This is a genomic window from Neptunomonas sp. (assembly GCF_016744175.1).
GTDB lineage: Bacteria > Pseudomonadota > Gammaproteobacteria > Pseudomonadales > Balneatricaceae > Neptunomonas.
The window spans coordinates 15,337-20,814 of record NZ_JADGEV010000029.1 but is presented as its reverse complement, the minus strand read 5'-3'; the positions used below and the strand labels follow the sequence as shown (position 1 = coordinate 20,814).

The following is a 5,478-nucleotide window of genomic DNA, read 5'->3' as shown; positions in this document are numbered from 1 at the left end:
GCTGGGTTTGTCGCTAGTAGCTTTGTATTTGCTTATTAATTAGGAGTATTTTTTTCATGTCTGCACAGATGTTGGATGGTAAGTCATTAGCTAAAAATCGTGAGCAGCAGCTAAAAGCATCGGTTGAACGACTTACCGGGCAAGGTGGAAGAAAACCAGCACTGGCAACTATCCTTGTGGGTGACGATCCTTCGTCTGCAACGTATGTTCAGATGAAAGTAAATGCTTGTGAACGAGTCGGCATGGGGTCACAGAGTATAGTCTTGCCTATTGATACTACGACAGAGCAACTACTTTTAGAAATAAAGCGTTTAAATAACGATCCTGCAGTCAACGGTATTTTATTGCAGCACCCGGTACCTGAGCAGATAAACGAGCGTGCTTGTTTTGATGCGATTGCATTAGAAAAAGATGTTGATGGCGTAACAACACAGGGTTTTGGTCGTATGGCGATGGGTGAAAAAGCATTTGGTTCTGCCACACCTGCCGGAATAATGACCCTATTAAAGCATTATAATGTAGAGATGGAAGGTAAGCATGCTGTTGTCGTTGGCCGTAGCCCAATTTTAGGTAAACCGATGGCAGCCATGCTGCTAAACGCGAATGCAACAGTAACTGTTTGTCACTCACGTACTGTTGATTTGGCCCAGCAAGTAAAACAAGCGGATATCGTCATTGGTGCTGTTGGCCAGCCAGAGCTTATAAAGGCACAATGGATCAAGGATGGTGCTGTGGTGATAGACGCGGGTTATCATGCAGGTGGTATTGGCGATATTGAAAAGCACGGGCTGGAAAACAGAGTCAAAGCTATGACACCTGTTCCAGGAGGTGTGGGGCCGATGACTATTAATGCACTTATTAGCCAAACACTTGAGTCTGCTCAGCTGGCAAATCTGTAATATTTATTCCATTCCTCCTAGGGTAAACTCCTGCGCATTCATTTGATGTCTGGGGTTTACTGTCATGCTACGCCGTATATCGCTCATCTTTTCAGGGCTGTTCATACTATTAACGACTAACACTCATGCAATTGAAGCCCCGTTGCCTACAATGAATGCACTGGCTGAACAGACGTCTGTTTCTGGTCTTTCATCTGGAGCATACATGGCTGCTCAATTCCATGTTGCCTATTCAGAAAAGCTTGTAGGGGCCGGTATAGTGGCTGGTGGTCCGTGGAATTGCGCTTCGACTTTCTCGTTTATGTCTCCACTGAGCAATGCCCTTACTACCTGTATGGACCCCTGCAAATATACGTGGTTTATTTGTCCTTCTGCATTTTTTCCTGTTGGAAAAGAGTTGGCTAGTGTTGCCAAGCAATCAGGGGAAGCTGAATTAATAGATACACCTGACAATCTACTTGATGACCAGGTGTACATCTTTTCTGGTCAAAGCGATAGAACAGTTGTTACAAAGGTGGTTGATTCAACATCTGATTTTTATGAGTCAATTGGCCTTAACGGAAATCAAATATTTTATAATAAATCGGTTAATGCTGGGCATGCCTTTATTACCAATGACGCTGAAGACGCTGCTTGTGATGTCACTCAGTCTCCTTATATAAATAATTGCAACATTCCTCAAGCAGAAAGAATGTTGGAACATATTTATGGTGAGTTAAATGAGGCTGTAACTAACCCACAAGGGGAACTACTTCGCTTTAACCAGAGGTCATTTTTCGAATCTGAATTAGCAAGTATGGATGATGATGCTTACGTGTATATCCCCCAATCATGTAAAACACAACAATGTCGTGTACATGTTGCATTACACGGATGTCGACAGGGAATTTCTATTATGAATACAACCTACATTGAACAAACGGGATATATGGAAGTAGCAGATAGCAATAATATTATTGTGTTATATCCTCAGGTAAAGAGATCAAATATCAATCCGGTAAATCCACGCGGCTGTTGGGATTTTTGGGGATATACCAGCAATAATTTACCGCCATTTAATTATGCATACAAAAGTGCCCCGCAAATGCAGGCGATTAACAGAATGATAGAACGCTTGATTAGCCCTTTAAGGTCTGCGCAGTGAGGTACTACCTTTGGGAATGAAATTAGCCCACATATATGCGGGCTAAAGAATTGATTAAAGCAAGGGTGAGTTTTTAAACTTTGAATTGTTTCATTATGTTACTCAAATCATTTGCTAAGCTTGACAGTTCCCGCGCGTTATCGAGAGTTTCTTCAGCCCCTTTAGCTGATCCAACAGCGGTTTGATAAACGGTTTCTACATTGTTTGAGATTTGCTGCGCTACCATGCTTTGTTCTTCTGAAGCACTGGCAATCTTCACATTCATATCTAGAATTGTTCCAACGGATGCGGCGATAGAGTCTAGCGCTACTCCTGCCTCTTCTGTCTTATTTGCCGTTGATTCTGCATCTTGAATGTTGAGTAGCATGGAGTCTACCGAACGCTGCGACTCAGATTGTAGTTTCGAAATCATCAATTGAATTTCTTCGGTGCTTTCTTGAGTTCGGCTTGCAAGGCTTCTGACTTCGTCAGCCACCACCGCAAATCCTCGGCCATGCTCACCGGCACGGGCTGCTTCAATCGCTGCATTTAATGCAAGAAGGTTGGTTTGGCCAGCAATACCACGAATAACATCGAGAATACATCCAACCTGGTTGGTTTCTTGTTTAAGGTTTTCGAGGTTTAGACTGACATCATGTATACGTGTCACCAGCCCTTCCATTGAGCTGCGAGTTTCAGCGACAACACTTTTCCCAGTAGTAGATTCGTTATTAGATTGATGTGCCGAGTTTGATGCTAGTTGGGCGCTTTCCGCGATCTCTTGGACTGTTCCTGACATTTCGACCATGGATTGTGATGTTTGTTGTAAGTATTCCATTTGGCTTTCTGCGCCTTGAGTCGCATTCTCGGTAACCGTTGTAAGGTGAGCTGCAGATGTGTTTAATTGTTGTGATGATTCAGATATTTTTCCTAGCACTGTTTTCAGAGTACCAACCATGTCTTGCATGGCTGCATAGATACCGGTTTCTTTGCCTGTAGTGGTAAATTGCATTGTTAAATCACCAGAAGCAATTTTTCGTGCGAGTTGTTCAATCTCTTTTGGTTCGCCACCAATAGGTTCGCGGATGACTCGAGCAATATACAAGCTCAGAAATATCCCCGCTATGAGAACAATGAGGGACACAAAAAGAACGGTTGAAATAGCAGACTCACTTGATTTTTGTGCCAGTGGGCCAAGTTCATCTTGATCTTTTTTGACGGACAACTTCACTTGTTCAAGTTGATCGGCAACATGTGGCCCTATTTTGTTTAATGTGCCATTGATGATTTTATTTCGCGCTTTAATTGTGGCATACACATCATCAACATTGATGGTATAAACTTTCATGCGTGATTGAGTGTCGCTTAATAGCTTTCGCCGTGTAGGGTTTTCTAAAACAGAGTCAAGCTGATGAAGGTCTTCTGCTAGTGCTTTAAATTCTTCTGTGGCGCGTTGATAATCAGAATCTAAGTTAGTGACTAAAAACTTAGTGACATAAAGCCGGCCTAGGAGTAATTGTTCTTGCGCGCGCGAGGCATAATAAGTTGCTTGAGCATCATTATCCTTATAAGCCGAAGTAATGATGTCCGTTACATTTTTGCGCATTTCTAACCCATTTGGATTAAGGGATTTTTCTACAATATCATTACGGTGTTTGAAGTACCCCTGTACTTCTTTGAAGCCTTTTTCATACTCATTAATACTATCTATAGCACTTTTGACGAGATGAGCACGTGTTGGTTTTTGAATTTCTTCGCGCGCTTCAATTAATAGCTCTTGTAGAAGGGCTAATCTTTCATTGAAGTTGTTAACATTTTCAGGGCTTTGCTGTTTTAAATATTTAAGAGCATTTAACCGGACTATTAAAAGGTTGGCCTGAACTCGGCCAGCCAAATTACTGTCTCTAGCTAAGCCTCTGTATTCAACAAAGTTACTATAGCCTGTATTTAAGCCAATATAGGCTACGGTTGCTAGGAGGGACATGAGAATTAACATGGCACCGAAAGATGAGAAAAGTTGGGTTGCAAGCTTCATTTTTTTGAACATCGAGCACCTATTTAGGTTCAATTTTTGTCTACCGTCCTTAGTAGGTTTTTAAATACATTTGCCAAAACTCATCATGAAGTATGTCTATTTATTATTATGTGTCTTATGACATACAGGGCTTGAGTTAAGCTTATGTTAATATATGGGATATTTTTCTATCTGCTTATTTTTATTGAATAAAAACAAGAAAGTAAAAGGTAGTAGATGGATTTTATATTTAACAATTTTTTTAGCTTTTTATTAAAAGAATTTAGAATTGACGACATTTATGTCGAGTTCGTCTTATATTGCAGACACAAAATATGATTCGATGAGAGTGACTTTAAATTCTTTATCTTTATGTGAGTTCGGTGAGTAAAAGTATAATTTTTTGATAAAGGAGAAAATGTTGGATAGGGCTATTATTCCAAATGCAAATACAGTCGTTGTACTCGATTTTGAGACCACTGGTTTATCACCTGATATGGGGGATCGAGCGATTGAAATTGGAGCGGTACGCATTGAACAAGGTGAAATAACAGGGCGATTTCAGGCGTTAATGAATCCTGGTAGACGTATCAGTAGTTTTATTGAAGATTACACGGGTATTACTAACCACATGTTAAAAGAAGCTCCTTTGTGTGCTGACGTAATGTGTGAGTTTGCTGACTTTATCAAAGACTATAATTTAGTGGCGCATAATGCCTCATTTGATAAACGCTTTTTAGATGCAGAGCTACATAAGATTTCTAGAGATTACACAGGGGAGTTTGCATGTTCGATGCTAGTGGCTCGTAGGTTGTACCAAAATGCGCCAGACCATAAGTTAGGCACATTGATTAAACATGCCAATATTCCCAGTGAAGGTACTTTTCACAGAGCCTTATATGACTCGGAAATGACAACTAAACTATGGGTTTCTATGCTCGATGTCATGCAGGAGCAATACGGAATAACAAAAGCGCCTTTCAAGCTGTTACAAACGCTTGCTAAAACGCCGAAAAATTCTGTTCGACGGCTACTTGAGAGGTCTTAGCAAAACAACAAATAAAAAAAGCCCCTCAAAGAGGGGCGCAAGACCTGTCATTTAAAATGGGCTAGGCGCCGATGATGCCACCATCCTCGCGCTGTACTGTCATAATAGTTGAGCGAGGTTTGCTGTTGCCGCCAGCAGGGAAGTGGGAGGGTGCGTTCTTTTCACCTGGGTGTTGCACGCCAACAAACATGGTTCGCTGATCGGGAGAGAATGTCAGGCCGGTAATCTCGCAGGCGATAGGGCCTGTCGCAAAGCGACGTATCTCACCGGTTTCTGGATCTGCACATAGCATTTGGTTATTACCCATGCCCGCATAATCACCTTCGTTTGAATACTTACCATCAGTAAGAACCCACAAGCGACCCGCTTTATCAAAGCCTAAGCCGTCTGGGCT

Annotated in this window: 5 protein-coding genes; 3 read left to right on the top strand and 2 right to left on the bottom strand. The window is 41.6% G+C overall.

Going from position 1 to position 5,478, the window contains the following annotated elements; genetic code table 11:
• Positions 1–56 precede the first annotated feature (56 nt).
• Entirely contained in the window at positions 57–899 is an 843-nt protein-coding gene (locus QZZ55_RS13420; RefSeq protein ID WP_293267843.1) for a tetrahydrofolate dehydrogenase/cyclohydrolase catalytic domain-containing protein, read from the top strand.
• 64 nt (positions 900–963) lie between these two features.
• A complete protein-coding gene (locus QZZ55_RS13415) occupies positions 964–2,043 on the top strand; it encodes a poly(3-hydroxybutyrate) depolymerase (RefSeq protein WP_293267842.1) in 1,080 nt (359 codons plus the stop codon).
• 73 nt (positions 2,044–2,116) lie between these two features.
• Here the strand turns inward: QZZ55_RS13415 and QZZ55_RS13410 are convergent, their stop codons facing one another.
• Entirely contained in the window at positions 2,117–4,069 is a 1,953-nt protein-coding gene (locus tag QZZ55_RS13410; RefSeq protein ID WP_293267841.1) for a methyl-accepting chemotaxis protein, read from the bottom strand.
• Positions 4,070–4,454: 385 nt separating this feature from the next.
• On the opposite strand from QZZ55_RS13410, the gene QZZ55_RS13405 reads away from it, so the two are divergent.
• Positions 4,455–5,084, top strand: coding sequence for a 3'-5' exonuclease (locus tag QZZ55_RS13405; protein ID WP_293267840.1), 630 nt, complete (start codon positions 4,455–4,457; stop codon positions 5,082–5,084).
• 61 nt (positions 5,085–5,145) lie between these two features.
• On the opposite strand, the gene QZZ55_RS13400 is transcribed toward QZZ55_RS13405, so the two are convergent.
• Positions 5,146–5,478: alkaline phosphatase PhoX (locus tag QZZ55_RS13400; protein WP_293267839.1), on the bottom strand; the 333-nt coding region annotated here is incomplete at its 5' end.